The following is a 19765-nucleotide window of genomic DNA, read 5'->3' as shown; positions in this document are numbered from 1 at the left end:
GTTGGCAGAAGTGCAAGAAAAAGCCCCGAGACCTCGTCCCGGGGCTTTTCGTTGAAGGCCGATGGACCTGATTACCGTCCTGTTAGGGCGCCTTCCAGCCAAGTAACTGTTGTTTGAAACCATAGCTGGCAGCTTGGTAGTAGGTGATGGCGCGCGTGATCAGCGAGTCGCTGGCGTCAGCCTTCGATTCGCGACTTTCGGTCAGCGCATCGTCGTGACGACGCAACCCTTGGCGCGGGCTCAGAATCGCCAGGTCTTTGCCGTCGAACAGCCCCAGGTGCTGATAGTTGCCGACCACGACGCGTGGTGGCAGCGGATTGTCCTGCAACAGGTTGCGCCCGAAGAAGGTCGATTGATAGTCCATGTTCAGCAGGCCCAGTAAGGTGGGTGCCAGATCAATCTGACTGGCCAGTTGTGCTGTCTCTCGAGCATCAATCAGTTTCGGTGCGTAGATAAACAATGGAATTTGATAGTTGCTGATCGGCAAGTCTTCCTTGCCGGCGCTGCCTGCGGTGTGGTCGGCGACAAAAACAAAAATCGTATTGTCGAACCACGGTTTTTGACGTGCCTTGTCGAGGAATTGACCAATGGCGTAGTCGGTATATTTCACTGCACCGTCGCGGCCTTTTCCGGACTTGATGTCGATGCGGTTGTCCGGGTAGGTATAAGGACGATGGTTGGAAGTGGTCATCAGTTGCAGCAAGAACGGTTGTTGCTTGGCGTAGTCGGCGTCGGCCAGTTTTAGCGTCTGGTTATACAGGTCTTCGTCAGCCATGCCCCACGCGTTCTTGAAGTGAATTTCTGATTCATCGACGCTGCTCTGGTCAACCACTCGGTAACCGTTGCCACTGAAGAAGGCATTCATGTTGTCAAAGTAACCGCGCCCGCCATAGACGAATACGCTGTCGTAACCCACCGCATTGAGCTGTTGACCGAGGCTGGCGAAACCGCTTTCACGGCCCACGCGCTTGACGATCGAACGCCCCGGTGTCGGTGGGATTGCCAGTGTGATGGCTTCCAGGCCGCGATCAGTGCGGGTGCCGGTGGCGTAGAAATTATTGAAGTACAGACTCTGCTTGCGCAGGGTATCGAGGTTGGGTGTCAGGTTGCGCTCGTCGCCGTTGCTGCCCATGTACTTGGCACTGAAACTTTCAATGGTGACCAGCACGATGTTGGGGGTGCGCGCAGTGCCCGGATTATCGATATCGCGACGGATATCCAGCGGGTCCTGACCTACGAATCGAGCATTGGGCTCGTTCAGTTCGGCACGAATCTGTTGAGCTACAACGGCGGGTGGCAGGCTTTTATAGAACTGCGAGTAATCCAGTTCGTTGTTTCTGAACGCCGCGAAGAACTGATAAGGGCCGTTGCTTGCCAGTTCATTTTGATAGGCATTTCCGCCTTGGGCGCGTGGCGCGTCCTGGCTGAGCAGTTGCATGCTCAGGCCCGCCACCAGCAACAGACCCAGCGCATTGAACACGCGTCCGCGCAGCGGCGGTAACGGGGCGGCCAACGCGGCATTAAACGGTTTGCGCAGCGCAAAACTGAGTGCCACTGCCAGCACGGCGAGGCTGCCTAACAGTGTGCCAATCGGGTACGACTCCAGCAGGTTGTTCAATACTTCATCGGAGTACACCAGGTAGTCCACCGCAATGAAGTTGAAGCGCACACCAAACTCATCCCAAAACAGCCATTCGGCCACGGCGGTGAACAGCATGGCAAACAGGCTGACCGTCAGTAGTCCCTGGAGAAACCAGCGATGGCCCCGGCGGCGCCATAAAAATGCGGGACAAAGCAGCAAGTAGAGCCCCAGCGGCAGCGCCGCATAGGTAATGAAACCGAGGTCGTAAAGCACGCCAATGCCAAACACTGACAGCAAGCCGCTGCCGGCCTCATTCAAATGAGTAAGCAGTAGAGTGCTTCGAGTCAGAAAGAAAATCACCAGCCAGACGCCGGTAATAAGTGACAAATAGCGCATAGGCGCCGTCTTGAAAAACTGCATTGGCTACATTCCTTTAATCAGGCGCGGGACGCTAAGCCTTGCACTGTAATCGTGTTGTGAATCGATAGTGAAAAACTTGTTAACTCGCGCTGTTGGTTGAGTGAGTCGATTAATCCGATTCCCGGCCCTAGCCCTGAGCCCTTCTTGGCCTTAAGCTGCGCGGCCAAGACAGCCGTTACTGTGTACGGAGGAAATGCCCATGCGAATTCTATTGGTTGAAGATAACCGCGATATTCTGGCCAACCTGGCCGATTATCTTGGGCTCAAGGGTTACACCGTGGATTGCGCGCAGGACGGTTTGTCGGGACTGCATTTGGCGGCCACCGAGCATTACGACTTGATAGTGCTCGATATCATGCTGCCCGGTATCGATGGCTATACCTTGTGCAAACGCCTGCGCGAAGACGCCAGACGCGATACGCCGGTGATCATGCTCACCGCCCGGGATCAACTGGATGACCGGCTGCAAGGTTTCAAGTCTGGTGCCGATGATTACCTGATCAAGCCCTTCGCCCTGTCCGAACTGGCGGCGCGCATCGAGGCCGTGATGCGTCGTACCCAAGGCGGTGGCCGGCGTTCGTTGCAGGTCGGCGACCTGAGCTACGACCTCGATACCCTGGAAGTGGTGCGTGAGGGCCGTCTGCTAAAACTCAACCCAGTAGGCCTCAAGTTGCTGGCCGTGCTGATGCAGAAGAGCCCGCATGTACTGCGTCGCGAAATTCTTGAAGAGGCGCTGTGGGGCGACGACTGCCCGGACAGCGACAGCCTGCGCAGCCACGTTCACCAACTGCGCCAGGTGATCGACAAGCCCTTTGCCAAGCCACTGCTGCAAACCGTACACGGTGTCGGTTATCGCTTGGCCGAGGGCCGAGATGGAGTTTAAGCAGAGCCTTGCTCAACGGATCATCATCGCCTTTGCGCTAATGAGTGCTTTGGTGGCAGGTGCCTTTGCCGTAGGCATCGTGGCCACCGTACACCTGGTGGAAGAAAAACTGATTTCGTCGGGCCTGGGCGGCGATTTGCAACGTCTACTGCTGATGGACAGCTTCTCGGACTGGAGCCATCGCCCCGAACCGGATCAGCTGTTTTATTTCAGCAACGGGCCGGGGGACTTTGAGTTACCCAAGGATTTACGCCACCTGGACGCTGGTTTTCACGAAGTCTTTCGCGAACATCTGTCGTATCACGCCATGGTCGAAATCGTCGACGGTCGACACTACGTCCTGTTGCAGGACCAGAGCGATTTTGAAGAGCGCGAGCGGGTGCTCTTCGCTGTGGTGCTGGTGGGTTTTGTGCTGAGCCTGGCGCTGGCGGTATTTCTGGGTTGGGTGCTGGCGCGCAAAGTCATGGCGCCGGTGGTCCGTCTGGCCCGTCAGGTGCGTCATCGTGATCAGTTGTTAGGGTTGGCGCCACCGTTGGCACCGGACTACGCCGCTGATGAGGTGGGGGAATTGGCGGTTGCCTTCGACGCCACCCTTGGGCGCTTGCGGCAGGCGCTCACCCGTGAACGCTTGTTCACCAGTGACGTCAGCCACGAATTGCGCACGCCGCTGATGGTGCTGGCCAGTTCCTGTGAGCTACTGCTGGAAAATTCCGGCATAGACCCGCGCGGTCGCGCTCAGGTGGAGCGCATCGCCCGCGCGTGTGAAGAGATGCGCGAACTGGTGCAAACCTTCCTGATGCTGGCCCGTGCCCAGCGTGAAGACGCCAGCATGTCGCCGCAACAGACCCTGAGCCAGGTGGCTGAAGGACTCCTCAGCTTGTGGCGCGAGCCCATCGAAACCAAGGGGCTGGTGCTGAACTTTGATCCAGGTCATCCGTTGGCTATTGGTTACAACGCGACTCTTCTGCATGCCGTCATGGGTAACCTGTTGCGCAATGCGCTGCACTACACCGAGCATGGGTTCATTCGTTTGACCCTGAATGCCAACGGGTTCGTGGTCGAGGACAGCGGTGTCGGCATTCCAGAGGAGAAACGCGAGGCCATGTTCGAGCCTTTCGTGCGCGGTTCCGAGAAGCGCGGCGAGGGGCTCGGGTTGGGACTCTCGCTGGTGCAACGGATCTGTGAAAACCAGGGCTGGACAGTCAGTTTGACGACCATGGAGCCCAATGGCTGTCGGTTTGAGGTGCAATTGGGTCAACTCGAGACCTGACGCAAGACCGAAAACATGATCATTCCTCGCAACCCCTCCAGCACTTACGTGATCCTGATACAGCACCCCATTTTTTGGGTGCTGGCCCCGAGCTATGCCGGATCTCCTGTAAAACCCTGAAATAGTTTGCGTATTTACCGCACAAAGTTTTCACAAAGGCGTGACCTGACACTTACAAGACGCTGCCTAAGGTGGACGTCATCAGTAGTTCAGGAGTGCTTAGTGATGGCTGGTCCGATCAAATTAGATTTTTCCGAAAAATACGACGAGCAACACGCGCAGAAATACCTGCGCAAACATCAGGACGGCCTCGGTCGCCGACTGTCCCACTGGCGTGACGAGCAATTGGCACGTAAGGCGCTCGTCCTGGCCGGCGAGCCAGGGCTGGTGCTCGATTTGCCGTGTGGTGCGGGACGCTTCTGGCCGTTGTTGGCTGAAAAAAACAACCGCGTCATCATCGGTGCCGACAACTCACCGTCAATGGTAAAGATTGCCACCCAGGCGCAACCGGCTGATGTGGTTAGACGGGTGCAACCTTTACACACTTCTGCGTTCGATATCGCGTTGCCCGATAACGCTGTCGACAGCATTTTCTGCATGCGTTTGCTCCACCATATCGGTGATGCCCAGCACCGACTGGCTATTTTGCGCGAGTTTGAGCGGGTTACCCGTGACAGCGTGATTATTTCGTTATGGGTCGATGGCAATTTCAAAGCCTGGAAGCGCAAGCGTTCTGAGCAAAGGCGCGGGCAAGAAGGTTATCAAAACCGGTTTGTACTGCCGGCGGCGACGGTTGAGAAGGAATTCGAGCAGGCGGGTTTCCGCATTCAGGAACAACTGGACTTCATACCGCTCTATGCCATGTGGCGGGTTTACGTATTACGCAAGAGGTAAAAGATGGCAGTTCAATGTGTAGCAGAAACGGAGGGTGCTCCCCAGAGCCGCTTCGACTATTTCTGGCGTCAGCGCGGTGAATGGGTAGAAGAGCCCAACGTCCGCCGCGGTGGTGAAAGTGGCGTGCAGCGCATTCCGGGTAAAAATGGGCAACTGCTCTATGCCAAGCGCCAGACTGGGCATATCTATCGCAGTTTGCTGCACCCGTTCGGTCGACCTACCGTATTGCGCGAGCGTGATGCGCTGATTGGCCTGAGTGAGTTGGGCGTGCGGGTTCCGCAAATCGTTTTCTGTGGTGCCCAGCGCGACCCGCAGCATCATTGGCAGGCCCTGCTGGTCACCCAGTCGCTGGATGGCTTCGAGGAAATTCAACACTGGTACGCCGGTGGCGGACGCGAGCGTCATGGTGAGGCCGTACACGAGCGTGTCCTCAAGGACCTGGCCGAGAATTTGGCGCGGATGCACAAGGGCCGCTGGCAGCACAGTTGCCTCTATATCAAGCACGTATTCGTGAGAGTTACCGGCGAGGGAGAAGCCGCCGAGGTTGAGGTCGCCCTGCTTGACCTGGAGAAATGCCGGCAGCGCCTGACTGCCCAGCGTGCGGCGGCTCATGACCTTAAGCAATTGCGCCGCCACTCGTCGTTCAGCGATACCGACTGGAGCAATCTGGTCTACTTTTACGAGACGGCGTTTGGCAGTGCTATCAAAGGTTTGTAGCGATGAAACTCGAAATTGCACGAGGTTTGTTTTTGGTGGGTGCCTTGGTAATTACTTCGCTGGCAGTGGCTGCTTGGGAGCAGCCACACATGCAAGTGATAAGCGCAGTTAACGGTGACGCTCACTGCGCATTGCCACGGGTGGCCAAGGCCTCTGCGGATTCAAAACCCGACCATGATTTATTGCTGCTGATGTTCGGACTGTCTCAAAGGATGAGGCCGCAGAGTTGATCAGATTGAAGCCAACCTAAAAGGCCTCGCAATGCGGGGCTTTTTATTGGCTTGATTTTGTGGGTGACACCCCACCCAAGCCGAGAGCAAGGCTGCTCGCTCTCGCTCGGTCATGGGTGTTTTTTAACGTCAGTTTTGGCCAGCAAGGTGTAGACGCACGGCAGCACAAACAACGTAAATAATGTGCCGATCGACATGCCCGTGGCGATCACCATGCCGATGTCGTATCGGCTGACGGCTCCGGCACCGGTGGCCAGAATCAGTGGCACCATGCCAAAGACCATGGCGGCGGTGGTCATAAGCACTGGTCGCAGGCGAATCGCCGCCGCTTCCTCCACCGCTTCCCTCGGTGTCAGGCCCTTGTCCTTGCGCAACTGGTTAGCGAACTCGACGATCAGGATCCCGTGTTTGCTGATCAGTCCGATCAGGGTCACCAGTCCCACCTGTGTGTAGATGTTCATGCTCGACCAGCCCAGAAACAGCGGAATCAACGCGCCGCAGATCGACAACGGCACCGTCACCAGGATCACCAGCGGATCGCGGAAGCTTTCAAATTGTGCTGCCAGCACCAGGAAAATGATCGCCAGCGCCAAGGCGAACGTTACCCATAACGCGCTACCTTCCTGGACGAATTGCCGCGAAGCGCCGGCATAGTCGAAAGCGTAGCCCGGTGGTGCCTCTTCCTGAGCGATTTGGCGCACGGTGTCGATGGCTTCCCCCATGCTCACCAGCGGGAACCCCGAGACCTTCGCCGCGTTGAGTTGCTGAAACTGGTTCAATTGTCGCGGTCTGGCGCGGTCGCTCACTGTGATCAGAGTCGACAAGGGCAGCAGTTGCCCCTGAGTGTTCTTCACGTAGTAATTGTTCAGCCATTGCGGGTTGTCACGGTAGGCTCGCTCGACCTGGGCAATCACCTTGTAGCTGCGGCCCTCAATGGTAAAGCGGTTGATCTGCGCCTCGCTCAGCAACGTCGCCAGAGTCCCCCCCATGTCCTGCATTGAAACACCCATCTGCGCTGCCTTGGCGCGGTCGATATCGACCACCACCTCGGGTTTGTCGAACGCCAGGTCAATGTCGAGGAACGCGAATTTGCCTGACGCCATGGCCCGTTTTTTTACCCGGTCCGCCACTTGTAACAGCGCCTCGTAGTCGTTGGCGGTGTTGATGATGAACCCGAACGGCAAGCCCTCACCGGTGCCAGGCAGGGAGGGCAGGTTGAAGCCGAAAATTTGCAGGCCGGTAATGTTCGCTAGCTTGCCCTGGACTTCCGGCAGGATCTGCATCTGAGTGCGATGACGTTCGTTCCACGGCTTAAGCAGGAAGCCCCCGATCCCTGATTGCACACCGTTGTAGCCATTGATCTGGAACGAGGAGTAGTACTCGGGAAACTCTTTGAAGATCTTGATGAACTCGTCGGTGTAGGTGTTCAGGTAATTCAGGTTGGTGGGTTGTGGTGCGTTGGCCATCATGAAAATGATGCCCTGATCCTCATCCGGGGCCAGCTCTGACTTGGTGAACTTGAGCAACACCGGGATCAGGCACAACACAATGACCGCGAACACCAGCACCACTGGCCTAGTATTCAACGTGCCGTGCAGCATGCTTTGATAGCGCCGCTTGAGGCCTTCGAACGTCCGGTCCAGGCGATGGGCCAGGCCACTGGGGTTTTCGTCATGGCGCAGCAGCATGGCGCACATCATGGGCGACAGCGTCAGAGCGACGACGCCGGAGATCACCACTGCTCCGGCGAGCGTCAGGGCAAACTCCTTGAATAGCGCCCCGGTCAGCCCGGTCAGGAAGCCGATCGGTGCGTACACCGCCGCCAGTGTGATCGTCATTGAGACCACGGGCATTGCAATCTCCCGGGCGCCTTCGAGGGCGGCATCCAGGGGTGTCTTACCTTCTTCGATGTGTCGGTGAATGTTTTCCACCACCACGATGGCGTCGTCCACCACCAGCCCGATGGCGAGCACCATGGCCAGCAGGGTCAACAGGTTGATCGAGTAGCCCATCATCTGCATGAAGAACATCACGCCGATCATCGACAGTGGAATGGTCACCACCGGAATTACCACCGAACGCAAGGCCCCGAGGAACAGGAACACCACCACGATCACGATCAATACAGCTTCGAACAGGGTTTTGATCACTTCGTTGATGGACGCCTGAATGAACAGCGTGGCGTCGTAGGCAATTTCACTCTTGAGGTTGGGCGGCAGCTGGGCTTCCAGCTCCGGCATGATCTTGCGCACTTCCTTGATCACGTCCAGCGGGTTGGCGCCGGGCGTGGCCTTGATGCCGATGTACACCGACGGCGTGCCGCCGAACGAGCTGATGGAGTTGTAGTTCTCCGCGCCCATTTCCACCCGTGCGACATCACTGAGCAGCACCCGACTGTCGCCATCGACCTTGAGCGGAATCGCCGCAAAGGCCTCGGCAGATTTGAGTTCGGTGTTGGCGTTGATGCTGGTGACCACGTACTCGCCTTTCACTTCGCCAGCGGCGGAGAGGAAGTTGTACTGGCGCACGGCGTTGGTGACGTCGCTGGCGCTTAAACCGAACCCGGCGAGTTTTACTGGGTCCAGCCACAAGCGCATGGCAAACACCTGATTGCCGAGGATCTCGGCTTCGGCCATGCCGGGCAGCGTGGCCAATTTGGGCTGGATGACCCGTGACAGGTAGTCGGTAATCTGCGGGTTGCTCAGCTCCTTGCTGAAGAAACTGATGTACATCAGCGCCGAAGCATCGGCCGCTTCCTTACTCAGCACCGGATCTTCGGCGTTCTGCGGCAGCTTGTTTTTCACCTCGTTGGCCTTGGCCAGCAGTTCGGTGAACAAGCGGTCGCTGTTGGAGCCGATGCGTGCGTAGATCGAGATCACCGAGAAGCTCTGGCGACTCACCGAGGTCATGTAGTCGATGCCCTCGGCGCTGGCCAGGCTCTGCTGCATCGGCTGGGTGATATAGCCCTGGATCGTTTCGGCGTTTGCGCCGGGGTAAGCGGTGGTCACCGTGATCAGGGCATTTTCCATTTGCGGGTATTGGCGCAGCGGCAATTTGCTCCAGGCCTGAAAGCCCAGCAGCACAATCAACAGGCTGACCACGGTGGCGAGCACCGGGCGGCGGATGAACGGGTCGGTAAAAGCCATGAGGATTCCTTGATCAGTCAGTGCGTGGCTGGCTGTTCTTATCGGTCAGGGTCTTGTCGTCGCTGATGGCAATGTGGGTGCCGTTGTCCAGTTTGATCTGGCCGGCCGTCACCACTCGCTCACCGCTCTGCACGCCTTTGGTGATCATCACCCGTCCGTCTCGGCGTTCACCGGTTTCAATGAAGCGGCGCTCGGCGATCAGGATCGGTTGGCCTTTGTCATCTTTTTGAAGGGTGCCGTCCTCGGCTTTTTTCTGCGCCACGACATACAACGAGTTGCCGTACAGGGTGTAGGTGATCGCGCTTTCCGGCACCACGACGTGCTGCTGCGGGTCCGGCAGCAGCACTTGCAGGCTGGCGAACATGCCGGGCAAGAGCTTGCCGTCGGGGTTGGACAGCGTCGCGCGCACCAACACGTTACGGGTGCTGTTCTCGACCTTCGGGTTGATCGCGCTGATGGCGCCGGGGAAACTCTGCGTCGGGTACGCCGAGACGCTGACCTGAACCACTTGGCCCAAGGCGATCTTGGGTACCGACTGCTCGGGGACATAGAAGTCGACGTAAAGACTGCTGAGGTCTTGCAGGGTGGCAATCATCGTGCCGCTGGCCAAGTAGTCGCCGACATCCACCTGACGAATGCCGATGGTGCCGCTAAAGGGCGCAATGATGCGTTTCTTCGCCAGGGACGCCTTGAGTTGATTGACCGTCGCCTTATTCTTTTGCAACTGCGCCGAGAGCCGGTCGTACTCGCCTTTGGAAATGGCTCGGCTGTCCACCAACTGACTGCCACGACCGAAATCCAGTTGGGCCAGACCGAGGTCGGCCTGGGCTGTTTCGAGCAGGGCGCTTTCGACGGCACTGTCCAGTTGCAGCAGCGGTTGCCCGGCCTTGATCTTCTGCCCGGACTCGAACAGCACGTCTTTGACGGTGCCAGCGACTTCCAGGCTCAGGTTCACCCCTTGCAACGCCTTGAGTGTGCCCACGGTCGGCAAACGAGCTTGCCACGGCTGCTCGACAGCGTTGGCCACGGCCACACTGATCGGTGGTTTCGGTTTGGCAAACCCCTGAATCATCGTGTAAATCGAAAAAGCTTTGTAACCGGCAAGCGCCAGCACGATTAGCAGGACAACACCCAACATGATCAGCATGCGGCGACGCAGCATATTTCCACTTCCTTGGAGAAAATCAGGTGAGACAGGCGGGAACATTACTCCGAGTCAGAGGCGGATTCCAACGGGCAGTGTTAACAGGCCCTCCCGCGCCATTGCGGCGCAGGGAGGGCATGGCTCAGATCAAATGCAGGTGGTTGTCCCAAAGCCCCGCGGGCAGTTCCAGTGGTTTTGCGACCAGCTCAGTCTGGCGGCAATCGTAAAACCTGCATCGGCCCTGGCCCGAGGTCACGACAAACCCGTCGGCCACGGCGCCGACCCCGGCGCAGTCGGGAAGTGGCGCATCCAGACGCACTTCGCCGGTGTCCAGGTCCCAGATGAAAAAGCGGTTGCCGCGAGGCGCGGTCAACGCGATCAGACGCAACTCGCTGTGTACCGCGACGCTGGCGGTGTAATGCCCCATGGCCTGTAATTGCTGCTCGGGCACCGGGAACGCCACAAACGGCTGGCCCGGACGCTTGATCGCCAACAGCTCCGAGGATTCATGCGCAGCGCCCATGAACTGCTGACCGGCGACGATGGTGCCATCGCTGGCAATGCCAAGGTGGCGCACGCTGTTCATCTGTTGACTGAGGGTTTCCTTGCTTATCAGCGTGCCGTCCCGTTGCATCAGCACCAGGCTTGGTTCCATGGCGTTGAGGTTCATTTCGACCCGGCTTTCGGCCTCGGTGCGAATCCCGCCATTGGCCACCACCAAGGTTTCGCCGTCGGGCATCCACGACACCTGATGTGGACCAACGCCGTGGGTCGTGATTTCGCCGCTGTGGATAAGTCGCTCACCTTCGAACTTATACACACCCAGCAGGCCGCGACCTGGGTCGGTGGTGTCGTTTTCGGTGGCGTACAGCCAGTCGCCGCTGTGGTGAATCACCGCGTGGCCGTAAAAATGCCGGTTCGGCTGCGAGGTCACCGTTTGCAGGAGCGTGCCGTCGCGCAGGTCGATCAGGTAACTCTCGGTGCCGGGGCGGCGGGCGACAAACAGGGCGATTGGCAGCGTCGGGTGGTTGATGATGTCGTGGCAGCGTTGGCCGACCTGGGTGGCAAACACTCGGCTGCCGTCCAGCCGATAACCCACCGCGTAGTGCTTGCCCTCGGTATCGTCGCGCGCCGACAGCAGTAACGGGCGCTCGTCCTTTTGCTTGAACAGCCTCCAGCCGCCCAGCGTCACTGCGCCCAGCAGCAAACTACCTAACGTCACAGCCTGGCGTCGCAGCATGGCACGTGCCCTCATCAGTCACCGTCGTTGGCATTGAAGCCCAGTTGGATGCCCAGCGCCTTGGCCAGCTCACCTTCGTGCAGGCGATGGACGACGTTGAGGCTGTCGTAGAGATCGTTGAGTTGCTGGCGACCAACATCGTCGCCGAGCATGTCGGTCAGCGAGCGTTGGTTGCTGGCGAACAGTTTCAGGGACGCGGTGTAGGCGGCGTCAATCTTGTCGGCCAACGGTTTCTGCGCGCTTGGCAACAGACCGCGCAGGCCTTGGTTATCGACCCCTGCCCATACGGTTTGCGCTGCGGCCAGGCTGGCTTCCAGCCCTTGCAGCGACGATTGGCTGCGCCAGGCATCTGCCTGGAACGGCTGTGGAATGCCCTTGGTTTGGCGGCCCATTGGGGTGCCGAGTTTTTTCTTCAGGGTGTCCAGGGCGGTGACTTGTACCCGCAGCACATCAGCAATCGCTTCGTGGGAGTCTGCGTAGCGCTGGTTCGGGAACTTGCTCATCTGCGCGAGCATGCCGTCGTTGGTATTCCAGCGCGACAGGATCTCTTCGGCCAGTTGCTTCTGCCGTTCGCCGATGGCGGTCAGCAGCGGGCAGTATTTGGCTTTCTGGGTGGCGTCGGCCATGTCGACTTTGCTGTCAAACAGGATGTACTCGTAGGCTGACAGGCCTTGTACCACCACACTCGATTTGGCGAGGGCCGCCGCATCGATCTGCGGCTGCGCGGTGACCAGTTGCTCGACCTGACGGCCGACGAGGTTTTTCTTGTCCGGCCAGAACTGCACCTGCCACGAACGGTTGCCTTCGGCCAGCGGGCCGATCAGCAGCGGTTGCAGTTCGGCCCAGGCTTTCTGTGCATGCAGGAAATCAGCGCGGGCGGTGTCGAGATTTTCCTTGCCTTCGCAGAAGGCCAGGGCGCTGACGGCCAGTTGACGGTCAGCTTCAACCCAGCGGCTGTAGGTCGGCAGGATCACTTGTTTAGCGATGGCGGCTGACGTGACGGCCTGCGGATCTTGGGGCGAGCAGGCACCCAAGGCGAGTGCTGCAAGGCTGGTGAACAACAATTTGGGACGGAACATGTCGGGCTCCCGATTCTTTATAAGGTGTTTAAAGAGAGTTCAAAAACGCCAGTAACGCAGTGCGCTGCTCGCTGTTGAAAGACAAAACCTGTTGTTGCGCCGCCGAGGCCTCGCCGCCATGCCAGAGCACGGCTTCGAGCAGGTTGCGGGCGCGGCCGTCATGCAACAACTGCGTATGGCCGCTGACCGCTTGCGTCAGGCCGATGCCCCACAACGGCGGGGTGCGCCAGTCGCGGCCACTGGCCTGGAATTCGGTGCGGTTATCGGCCAGACCGTCGCCCATGTCATGCAGCAGTAGGTCGCTGTAGGGGCGAATCACTTGATTGGCCAGCTCAGGTTCGGCGGCATTGGCGGCGGTGGTGTATTGGGGGGTGTGACAGGACTGGCAGCCCGCTTGGTAAAACAGGTTCTTGCCGGCCAGCACTTCTGGGGCGCTGACGTCGCGGCGGGCCGGGACGGCAAGGTTACGGCTATAGAACAGCACCAGGCGCAAAATGTTCTCGCTGACTTCCGGCTCGCCCTCGGGCCCGTTGCCGTTGGGCGCTTGTTTGCAGGCGGTTTGCGAGTCGGTGCAGTCATCAACCCCGCGCAGGCGTGTGGTCAGGCCCATGTCTCCTGAAAACGCATGCACATTCTGTTGGTTGAGGTTCGGTTGCCCGGCCTTCCAGCCAAAACGGCCGAGGACGGTCTTGTGCTGGGCGTCGTCCCAGACCTTATTCGGGCGGCCAGCGATGCCTTTGTTGGCGGCGGCTTGCGCTGTTGCATTGGCCAGGATCGCGTCTTCAGGAATCGCTTCGAGCAAGCCCAGGCCAATCATGGGCGGCGCGACCCGTGCCGAGAAACGGGTCTGTGGGTGCATTGGCCCATAACCCAGTTGCGTAATCTGCAACGCCGGCTTGCGCAGCTCGACTTCGGTGCCGTCCTTGAAGCGAACCTTTTGCGGCGTGTAGTCGACCCGCACCTTGCCTTCCGGCACGACGCCTGGGATTGACATGTCTTGCAGCTGCCCACCGTAGATCGGCTCCGGGACCACGCCCATTTGCTCGATCACCTTGGCGTAGGCCGGCGTATCCGGGATCGACAGCCTTACCAGCATCGACACCGAGTTGTCGGCGCCGGGTGCCGGTGGATGACCCCGGCCGTCCTTGATGTGGCAGTTTTGGCAGGCGTTGGTGTTGAACAGGGGCCCGAGGCCGTCCCGGGCGGTGGTGGTCGACGGGGCGATCACCCAAGGGTTGCGGAAGAAACTGTTGCCGACACTGAAATCCAGCCGCCGGGTGGGCGACAGGTTGGCGGACGGCAACGAAAACGCATTCTGATCGGTCTTGCGCACCGTCGCGCTGCCGCCGGACCGCGCTTCACCAGGTTCGGCCTTGGTAAAACGCGGGGCGTCATCGCAGGCACTCAGGCTCAGAGCCATGAACAAGGTGGACAAGCGAAGGAGCAACGACGGCATCAGACTTCCTGAAAAGCGTGCAAAACAAAGGCGCAAAGTCTAACAGGGCAGGAGAGTTTGAATAAGAGGAATTATCGTTTGGTTGATGTGGCGCGAGGCTTGGAAAGCGACCAAGGCGTTGCTATCGCGGGCAAGTCACGCATTCACACGTTTCGCGCAATCCAATGAGGTGAGTGCGAGCCTTTGTGGTAGGCAGGAATGAAAAAGGCGACCCGAGGGCCGCCTTCTGTTCAGCCAGCGTTGATCAGAACTCGTGATCAGCGTTGTCCGGGTTCAGGTCGCTGATACCGAGTTTGCCGGCAGCCTGTTCGATCGAACCGGTCTGTTTAACCAGCGCGGCGATGGCGTCGCGCACAATCTTGTTGCCGGCGGTGTTGCCGGAGGCGATCAGTTGGTCGTAATGCTCGCCCTTGTTGGCGTGATCGACCATGACCTGAATCTTGGCTTCTGTGGTGGCCAGGTCGGCTTTTAGCGCCGCGTCGGCTGCCGGGTCGGCCTTGGCGACCAGGGACGACAGGCTGGCGCCGGTCATTTTGGTGCCGTCGACGCGGGTGTATTCGCCCAGGTACACGTTACGAATGCCTTTGGCATCGTAGAAGTGCGAGTTGTGGGTGTTGTCGCTGAAGCAATCTTGTTCGTCTTCCGGCGAGTTTGCTTCCAGGGACACCTTCATGCGTTCGCCCGCCAGTTCGCCGAGGGACAAGCTGCCCATGCCGAACAGCATTTTGCGCAGGCCGGTTTCAGCCGGTTCGGCTTCCAGGGTGGCGCGGTAGTTGTCGGCCACGTTAGGCTTCCAGTTACCGACCATTTCTTCCAGGTCGCTGACCAGCAGTTGGGTCACGGCCTTCAGGTAAGCACGACGACGGTCATTGTGGCCGCCTGTAGCGCCGGCGCCTTCGAGGTAGTCGGACGCAGGACGGTTGCCAGCCCCTGGGCCCGTGCCATTGAGGTCTTGGCCCCAAAGCAGGAATTCGATGGCGTGGTAGCCCGTAGCGACGTTGGCTTCCGAACCGCCCAATTCATTCAGGCTGGCGAGTTTTTCCGGGGTGATGTCTTTCACATCGACCTTGTCTTCGCCGACCTGGATTTGAGTGTTGGCGATGATGTTGGCGTTGGCGCCGGGGTTGCCCAGCGCGTGCTCGTAGGATTTGTCGACATAGTCGATCAGGCCTTCGTCCAGCGGCCAGGCGTTCACCTGACCTTCCCAGTCATCAATGATGGTGTTGCCGAAGCGGAACACTTCGCTCTGCAAGTACGGCACGCGAGCAGCGATCCAGGCTTCGCGAGCGGCCTTCAGGGTGTTGGCGTTCGGATTAGCGAGGAAGGTATCAACGGCGGTTTGCAGGGTTTTCGCGGTGGATTCGGCATCGCTGAAAACGGCGAAGACCACGTCGGTGTAATGCGCAACGACTGCTTTGGCGGTGGCTTCGTCAACGTTACCGGCCTTGGCGGGCGTAGCTGCCGGGGTAGCAGTGCTGGCGGCCGGGGTCGGCGCGGCAGCCTTGTCTTTGCCTTCACCGCAACCGGCGAGGGAAATGGCGATAGCCAGCAGACTGGCGGTGGCCAGAGGCATACGAATCATGGCGAACATCCTGCTTCGGTAAATGGGTGGACAGGCGCGGGGGTGCGCAAAACTGCGACATAATGCAAATCTTTCGCATTATCTGTAAAGGCTTGAGCCTGGAAAATATTCCCGATTCACCGGGATGTGGTTCTGCCGATTAAAAAATAGTTACAAGATGACGGCGTTAGTGCGCTGAGCCTGCTTGAGGTAAGCGCTCAACTCCCGCGCCGGCAACGGCTTGCTGTAGTGATAGCCCTGACCTTCGTGGCAACCTTCGGAGATGATGTAGGCCTCTTGCTCGGCGGTTTCGACGCCTTCGGCAATCACCTGCATGCCCAGGCTCTTGCCCAGTTGAATGATGGCCCGAACGATGGTGGCGTCGTCGTCGTCATCGAGCAGGTCCTGGACGAAGCTCTTGTCGATTTTGATCTTGTCCAGTGGCAGGCTTTTTAGGTAGCTCAGTGACGAGTAGCCGGTGCCGAAGTCATCGATGGCGATCAAGGCGCCTGAGCGGCGCAGGCTCAGCAAGTGCTGGGCGGCGGTGCTGATATCTTCCATCAGGCCGGTTTCGGTAACTTCCAGCTCCAGGCTACGTGGCGGCAAGCGGTAAATCTGTAACAGGTTATTAACCACACGCGGCAGTTCGGCGTGGTGCAGTTGCACGGTGGACAGGTTCACCGCCATGCGCAGGTCGGCAAAGCCCTGATCATGCCATTCGCGCAGCTGCTTGCACGCTTGGTCCAGCACCCATTCGCCGATGGCGATGATGGTGCCGTTCTGCTCGGCCAGGGGAATGAACAGGTCAGGCGGCACCAGGCCATGCTCAGGGTGCTGCCAGCGAATCAACGCCTCGACGCCCACCACTCGATGGTCGCGGTAGCTGATCTGCGGTTGGTAGACCAGGTAAAACTGATTGCGGGCCAAGGCCTCGCGCAAGTCTTTCTCCAGCTCCCGGCGCCGGCGCATTTCGCTGTCGACACTGGCGATATAGAACTGATAGCGATTGCGCGAACGGGTCTTGGCCAGGGTCATGGTCTGCTCGGCTTTTTGCAGCAGCTTCTCGGTGCTGTCACCGTCCTCGGGGAACAGGGTGATGCCGATGGTGGCGCGCAGGCGAATTTCCTGATGATCGAGGGCAAACGCCTCCTCCAGGTCATCAAGAATGCTTTGGGCCAGTTCGGCGGCCTCGTAGGGTTGTTCGATATCGGCCTGGACCAAGGCAAACTGATCGCCACCCAGACGGGCCAGAGCACCGAGACGGCCGCTGTGGGCGCGCAATCGATCAGCCAGCGCCAGCAGCAACTGGTCGCCGGCCTGATAGCTGAACTGCTCGTTGATACCCTTGAAGTCGTCCAGTCCTACCACCAGCACGGCGACGCGACGTTGCAGTTTGCCGGCATCCACCAGAATCTTGTCCAGTTGCTGTTGTAATTGCTGGCGGTTGGGCAGGCCGGTGAGGAAATCGTACTGGGCCATGCGCAGCAGGCTGTTTTCCGCTTCGTGGCGCAGATGGGTGTTGCGTTCGATGGATTCAAGCAACTGGTTGGCGGTATTGATCCAAATACCCAGTTCGTTTTTTTCGTGGCCCTTGATCTGCGGGATCTTGTGCTCGCTGGGACGGTCGGGATTGATCTCGGTGAGGTGCTCGATGATCCGCGATAGGGGTTTGGTCAACAGCCAGTGATAGACCAGGTACAGCACCAGCCCCATGGCCAGCGCCCGCAATACCCCGGAGATAAAAATGATCACCGAGCTGACGATGAAGCTCTGGCCGTAGTTGGCGGTGTCGAGGGTGATACTCAGGTCGCCGTAATACTCACTGTAGGGACCGCGTCCCACCAGTTGGGTGGTGAACGTGCGTTCTTGCCCAAGAATCAGGTCGGTCAGCCACCGGCTGTTAGAGCGCTGCAAGTCGCGGGTTTTTTGCGCGAGCATGGCCTCATCCGGATGGCCAATGGAGGCCTGGCGCACGGCGTCGTCCTGGAACAGGCCTTCTATTACCTGCATGCCCATCTCCCGGTCCAGGCTGTAAACGGCCTGGGTCGAGGGGTCGCGGAACATGTCGAGGATGCGCTGGGCATCGTTTGCAACGGCCTGGCGTGTTTTATAGGCATCGAAAACGATCTGAGCGCAGCTCAAGACCACGCCGACGATCAATGCCGACAGGAGCACGACCCGAAGCAACTTCACCGACAAGCTGTTCTTGAGTTCCAGCTTCAAAGGGCTATTCCTTGTTCCGTGCGGGTAGCGTCAAGTTGCCATGAGTATTGGCAATCCCGTGGTGGCAGTCAAAGGGACAATCAATTACAGGGGGATTTACCTGTGCGCATGGCCGATATGCTCTTTTTTTGAGTATTTGCGCTACGGGTACTGTGTCGGTTCTCAACCCCTTCAACTTGAGCGTGGCGGGATATTTTTTCCGCTGGGTCCAGGTTGATGTTAGTCAGCTGTAGCGTCGGGGCAAGGGGTTGGGGGAGGCTTTTAGTGTAGGAAAACGCGATTCGCCCGATGGCAGCGGTTTTTTGCCATGACGGCGGCACATTCACCCTCATTTCAACTGATCTGCCGCTATCGCGAACACGCTTGCAAGGGGTTGTTTATTTGTGTGGCAGATTCCTGGCGCTTTCTCACGCCTTTGTCAGATTGTGCGCCGCCTGCCGGATTAAAAACCTTTGGCTGTGGCTGCCCATTCAGTGACCGGGCCAGACGTTTTCAAAACCAAAAAAACCCGGCCTGAGCCGGGTTTTTTGACTGGCGTCGATCTTAAGCGGTGAAGGTTTTGCCTTCGAACTGCTCAGCCACGAATGTCCAGTTGACCAGGTTCCAGAACGCTTCGACATACTTCGGACGAACGTTACGGTAGTCGATGTAGTAAGCGTGTTCCCAAACGTCGCAGGTCAGCAGCGGGGTATCGCCGTTGGTCAGCGGGTTGCCGGCGCCGATGGTGCTGGCCAGTGCCAGGGAACCGTCAGCCTTTTTCACCAGCCAGCCCCAACCGGAACCGAAGGTGCCGATGGAGGTTTTGCTGAACTCTTCCTTGAACTTGTCGAACGAACCGAAGGCTGCGTTGATGGCTTCAGCCAGCGCGCCGGTAGGTTGACCACCGGCGTTTGGCGCCAGGCAGTTCCAGTAAAAGGTGTGGTTCCAGACCTGAGCGGCGTTGTTGAAGATACCGCCCGAAGAAGATTTAACGATTTCTTCCAGGGTTTTGCCTTCGAACTCGGTGCCTGGCACCAGGTTATTCAGGTTCACGACATAGGTGTTGTGATGCTTGTCGTGGTGGAACTCCAGGGTTTCCTTGGAAATGTGCGGCTGCAGGGCATCGTGTGCGTAAGGCAGCGGCGGCAATTCGAAAGCCATGATGATTCTCCTAATCAGGTCAGTTGCGGTGAGCGCAAGGCCGATCACGGGCGGCCAGACAAGCGCCGGGGAGTTTGTACTCTTTGCGGCGCAGGGGTCGGATCATAGCACCGGGGGTGCGGCATAACCACGCAACAACTGTGTGGGATAGAGGTTCCAGAGCCTTTTGGAATAAATCAGCCGCTGGTGATTAATTGAATGGCGACGGTGAACATCATGATGGCCACCAGCAGGTCGAGGATTCGCCACGTACTTGGTCGCGCGAGCCACGGCGCCAGCCACGCCGCGCCCAGCGCCAAGGTGAAAAACCAGAGCAGCGAGGCACTCGCCGCGCCCACCACATAAGCGCCGGGCACCGATTGCTGCGCGCCGAGGGAGCCAATCAGCAAAACGGTATCCAGGTAAACGTGCGGGTTGAGCAGCGTTACCGCCAACGCACTGAGCATGACCGCCCGCAGCGAGCGCACGGTCTGGTTTTCGCCCTGCTGCAGGCTCTGTTTTGAATAGGCCCGCCGTAACGCCTGGCTGCCATACGTGATCAGAAACACTGCGCCCCCCCAACGGGCAACCGCGAGCAAGGTCGGGTTTTGTGCCAGCACCGTTGCCAGGCCGAACACGCCAGCGGCCACCAGCAACGCGTCGCAAACCACGCACAGGGCGGCTACCGGCAGGTGATGTTCGCGGCGCAGGCTCTGGGCCAGAACAAATGCATTTTGAGTGCCGATTGCCATGATCAGCCCGGCGGCCACCAGCAGACCGTTCACATAACTTTGCCACATA

General features: G+C 58.9%; 15 protein-coding genes. 5 read left to right on the top strand and 10 right to left on the bottom strand.

Annotated features, from left to right (window positions below):
• Positions 1–82: 82 nt before the first annotated feature.
• Positions 83–2002 (bottom strand): LTA synthase family protein, encoded by a 1920-nt coding sequence (locus RHM68_RS19585; RefSeq protein ID WP_322218046.1) that lies wholly within the window; start codon positions 2000–2002, stop codon positions 83–85.
• Positions 2003–2201: 199 nt separating this feature from the next.
• Here RHM68_RS19585 and colR point away from each other — a divergent pair, with 199 nt between their 5' ends.
• The 5 genes from colR to RHM68_RS19560 all read left to right on the top strand — a co-directional run bounded on the left by colR (position 2202) and on the right by RHM68_RS19560 (position 5996).
• Positions 2202–2885, top strand: coding sequence for a two-component system response regulator ColR (gene colR / locus RHM68_RS19580; RefSeq protein ID WP_322218043.1), 684 nt, complete (start codon positions 2202–2204; stop codon positions 2883–2885).
• Positions 2875–4155: a HAMP domain-containing sensor histidine kinase gene (locus tag RHM68_RS19575; RefSeq protein ID WP_322218040.1), complete on the top strand. Its 1281-nt coding sequence runs from the start codon at positions 2875–2877 to the stop codon at positions 4153–4155. The genes colR and RHM68_RS19575 overlap by 11 nt, the downstream gene beginning before the upstream one ends.
• Before the next feature lie 225 nt (positions 4156–4380).
• On the top strand, positions 4381–5049 hold the full coding sequence (locus tag RHM68_RS19570; RefSeq protein WP_322218037.1) for a class I SAM-dependent methyltransferase: 669 nt from the start codon (positions 4381–4383) through the stop codon (positions 5047–5049).
• 3 nt (positions 5050–5052) lie between these two features.
• The gene (locus tag RHM68_RS19565) at positions 5053–5766 is read left to right on the top strand and encodes a lipopolysaccharide kinase InaA family protein (RefSeq protein WP_322218035.1); all 714 of its coding nucleotides are present in this window, start codon (positions 5053–5055) and stop codon (positions 5764–5766) included.
• 2 nt (positions 5767–5768) lie between these two features.
• The gene (locus tag RHM68_RS19560) at positions 5769–5996 is read left to right on the top strand and encodes a hypothetical protein (RefSeq protein WP_322218032.1); all 228 of its coding nucleotides are present in this window, start codon (positions 5769–5771) and stop codon (positions 5994–5996) included.
• 110 nt (positions 5997–6106) lie between these two features.
• On the opposite strand, the gene RHM68_RS19555 is transcribed toward RHM68_RS19560, so the two are convergent.
• The 9 genes from RHM68_RS19555 to RHM68_RS19515 form a co-directional block, all read right to left on the bottom strand.
• Positions 6107–9142: a multidrug efflux RND transporter permease subunit gene (locus RHM68_RS19555; RefSeq protein WP_322218029.1), complete on the bottom strand. Its 3036-nt coding sequence runs from the start codon at positions 9140–9142 to the stop codon at positions 6107–6109.
• A 13-nt stretch (positions 9143–9155) separates the two neighbouring features.
• Positions 9156–10304 carry an efflux RND transporter periplasmic adaptor subunit gene (locus tag RHM68_RS19550; RefSeq protein ID WP_322218026.1) on the bottom strand — a complete coding sequence of 383 codons (1149 nt, stop codon included), beginning with the start codon at positions 10302–10304 and terminating at the stop codon, positions 9156–9158.
• Between the two features lie 124 nt (positions 10305–10428).
• Entirely contained in the window at positions 10429–11526 is a 1098-nt protein-coding gene (locus RHM68_RS19545; RefSeq protein WP_322223868.1) for a DUF1513 domain-containing protein, read from the bottom strand.
• A gap of 14 nt (positions 11527–11540) precedes the next feature.
• The gene (locus RHM68_RS19540) at positions 11541–12605 is read right to left on the bottom strand and encodes an imelysin family protein (RefSeq protein WP_322218023.1); all 1065 of its coding nucleotides are present in this window, start codon (positions 12603–12605) and stop codon (positions 11541–11543) included.
• Positions 12606–12633: 28 nt separating this feature from the next.
• Complete coding sequence (locus RHM68_RS19535; RefSeq protein WP_322218021.1) at positions 12634–14061, bottom strand: di-heme oxidoredictase family protein; 1428 nt, start codon at positions 14059–14061, stop codon at positions 12634–12636.
• A 244-nt stretch (positions 14062–14305) separates the two neighbouring features.
• Positions 14306–15643: an imelysin family protein gene (locus RHM68_RS19530; protein WP_322218018.1), complete on the bottom strand. Its 1338-nt coding sequence runs from the start codon at positions 15641–15643 to the stop codon at positions 14306–14308.
• Between the two features lie 150 nt (positions 15644–15793).
• Positions 15794–17845 carry a putative bifunctional diguanylate cyclase/phosphodiesterase gene (locus RHM68_RS19525; RefSeq protein WP_322218016.1) on the bottom strand — a complete coding sequence of 684 codons (2052 nt, stop codon included), beginning with the start codon at positions 17843–17845 and terminating at the stop codon, positions 15794–15796.
• A gap of 543 nt (positions 17846–18388) precedes the next feature.
• Positions 18389–18985 (bottom strand): superoxide dismutase, encoded by a 597-nt coding sequence (locus RHM68_RS19520; protein ID WP_322218014.1) that lies wholly within the window; start codon positions 18983–18985, stop codon positions 18389–18391.
• Positions 18986–19161: 176 nt separating this feature from the next.
• A complete protein-coding gene (locus tag RHM68_RS19515) occupies positions 19162–19764 on the bottom strand; it encodes a LysE/ArgO family amino acid transporter (protein ID WP_322218012.1) in 603 nt (200 codons plus the stop codon).
• Between the last annotated feature and the right edge of the window lies 1 nt (position 19765).

Origin of the sequence: Pseudomonas sp. DC1.2 (assembly GCF_034351645.1) — a bacterium.
Taxonomy (GTDB): Bacteria; Pseudomonadota; Gammaproteobacteria; order Pseudomonadales; family Pseudomonadaceae; genus Aquipseudomonas.
The sequence above is the reverse complement of the archived record's forward strand: the minus strand, read 5'-3'. Positions and strand labels throughout refer to the sequence as shown.

Coding starts and splice junctions, on each gene's coding strand:
- RHM68_RS19585 (WP_322218046.1), bottom strand. CDS start 2,002: ATGCAGTTTTTCAAGACGGCGCCTATGCGCTATTTGTCACTTATTACC.
- colR (WP_322218043.1), top strand. CDS start 2,202: ATGCGAATTCTATTGGTTGAAGATAACCGCGATATTCTGGCCAACCTG.
- RHM68_RS19575 (WP_322218040.1), top strand. CDS start 2,875: ATGGAGTTTAAGCAGAGCCTTGCTCAACGGATCATCATCGCCTTTGCG.
- RHM68_RS19570 (WP_322218037.1), top strand. CDS start 4,381: ATGGCTGGTCCGATCAAATTAGATTTTTCCGAAAAATACGACGAGCAA.
- RHM68_RS19565 (WP_322218035.1), top strand. CDS start 5,053: ATGGCAGTTCAATGTGTAGCAGAAACGGAGGGTGCTCCCCAGAGCCGC.
- RHM68_RS19560 (WP_322218032.1), top strand. CDS start 5,769: ATGAAACTCGAAATTGCACGAGGTTTGTTTTTGGTGGGTGCCTTGGTA.
- RHM68_RS19555 (WP_322218029.1), bottom strand. CDS start 9,142: ATGGCTTTTACCGACCCGTTCATCCGCCGCCCGGTGCTCGCCACCGTG.
- RHM68_RS19550 (WP_322218026.1), bottom strand. CDS start 10,304: ATGCTGCGTCGCCGCATGCTGATCATGTTGGGTGTTGTCCTGCTAATC.
- RHM68_RS19545 (WP_322223868.1), bottom strand. CDS start 11,526: ATGCTGCGACGCCAGGCTGTGACGTTAGGTAGTTTGCTGCTGGGCGCA.
- RHM68_RS19540 (WP_322218023.1), bottom strand. CDS start 12,605: ATGTTCCGTCCCAAATTGTTGTTCACCAGCCTTGCAGCACTCGCCTTG.
- RHM68_RS19535 (WP_322218021.1), bottom strand. CDS start 14,061: ATGCCGTCGTTGCTCCTTCGCTTGTCCACCTTGTTCATGGCTCTGAGC.
- RHM68_RS19530 (WP_322218018.1), bottom strand. CDS start 15,643: ATGATTCGTATGCCTCTGGCCACCGCCAGTCTGCTGGCTATCGCCATT.
- RHM68_RS19520 (WP_322218014.1), bottom strand. CDS start 18,985: ATGGCTTTCGAATTGCCGCCGCTGCCTTACGCACACGATGCCCTGCAG.
- RHM68_RS19515 (WP_322218012.1), bottom strand. CDS start 19,764: ATGTGGCAAAGTTATGTGAACGGTCTGCTGGTGGCCGCCGGGCTGATC.